1 protein-coding gene is annotated in these 1,628 nt (G+C 43.6%); it reads left to right on the top strand.

The window, feature by feature from the left end; translation table 11 throughout:
• A partial coding sequence (locus CWB85_RS20810; protein ID WP_171039050.1) for a beta strand repeat-containing protein occupies nucleotides 1–1,628 on the top strand: 1,628 nt, incomplete at both ends.

Below are 1,628 nucleotides of genomic sequence, written 5' to 3'. Positions count from 1 at the left end.
CCACCCCAATAATCACAGGAACAAGTGATGAAGCGCAGGGTAGTACAGTTTCAGTCATAATTGTTGATGGTAATGGCGATACTCATGCTTTAACAGCGTTGGTTGACATTAATGGTGATTGGCAAGTGCAGGCAAATACGCTGCCTGAAGGTGGTTACACTGTAACGGCATCAATTATTGATGCTGCAGGGCTCACGTCAAGCGCGACAACAACTGGTGAGATAGACACGATAACACCAGTTGTGACTGTAAATGCAATAGGCACAATAAACCTCGCAACACCTACAATTACTGGTAGCAGTGATGAGCCAGTAGGTACTGTGATCAATGTTACAGTAACGGATAGTTCTCAAGTTTATAGTTATACAACTGAAGTGCTTGCAGATGGTAGCTGGGTTGTTGATGTTCCTGATAGTTTAGCGGATGGTGTTATTAGTGTTGTTGCCTCAGTTACTGATCTAGCTGGCAATATTGGTGTATCTCTAAGCGCGACAGGGGTGCTTAATACCAGTGCTCCTAGCATTGGCATCACTCCATTAGCAGCTACAAACGATACTACACCTACAATTAGCGGCACGAGTGACGCACCAGATACAAGTATCATTAATTTGGTGATCAGTAATGTAAGTGGTGAGGTGCAAAGCTTTACCACAACTTTAAACGCAGGTGTGTGGAGTATTGATGTCCCTCAAGTGTTGTTAGAAGGAACTTACACCGTAACAGCCAGTGTTACTGAGACCGGACTCACGTCATCAAGTTCAGCTTCACTTGTTATTGACTTAACAGCACCAACACTTGAAATCACTTCGGCATTATCTTCGGCTGATTCAACACCGTTAATTTCAGGGACCACTATTGATGCGCCTTTAGGCTCTGTTGTTGAGGTAACAATAGTCGATAGTAGCGGTGCTACACAGGTTTTATCAACACAAGTCCTTGCTAATGGTAGCTGGAGTGTTGCTGCAACCTCAGCGCTTGCTGAAGGTGATGCTCAAGTAACAGCCGTGATAACGGATACAGCGGGTAACAGTAGTAATGATACGATTACACTCAATATGGATTATACAGGGCCGGTTATTGTAGTAACTGCGCCGGTAATTACCAATGATTGGACACCATTAATTAGTGGCACAATTAGTAATGCACCATTAGCTACTTTATTGACAATATTAATTACTGATAGTGCGGGCAGCTCGCAAACCCTGACAACAACGGCAAATGCCGATGGTAGTTGGAGTGCTGAAGCAACAAAAGTATTGAGTGATGGTAATTATACTGTTGCAGTAAGTGCCGCCGATGCACTGGGTAATACAACAACATCAACAGCTACAGGCATTATAGATACGGTTCAACCTGTTATTGCAATTACTGGAGGATTAATTCTAACCGCCGATACAACACCTTTGATAACGGGTACATCAAATGAGTTTAATGCCGATATCACGGTAATATTTGATAACGGCTCCAGCCAGGTGGAAGTGACCACAACAACCGATGGTTCGGGTAATTGGAGTATCTCATCGAATGTGAGCTTAAGTGATGCTAATTATACCGTTATAGCGCAAGTAAGTGATGAAGCTGGGAATATAGGTACGGCTTCGGCTGCTGGCCTAATCGTTGATACTACG

The sequence above is a fragment of the Pseudoalteromonas sp. S1727 genome, from assembly GCF_005886375.1.
Lineage (GTDB): Bacteria > Pseudomonadota > Gammaproteobacteria > Enterobacterales > Alteromonadaceae > Pseudoalteromonas > Pseudoalteromonas haloplanktis.
This window is presented reverse-complemented; position numbering and strand designations above follow the sequence as displayed.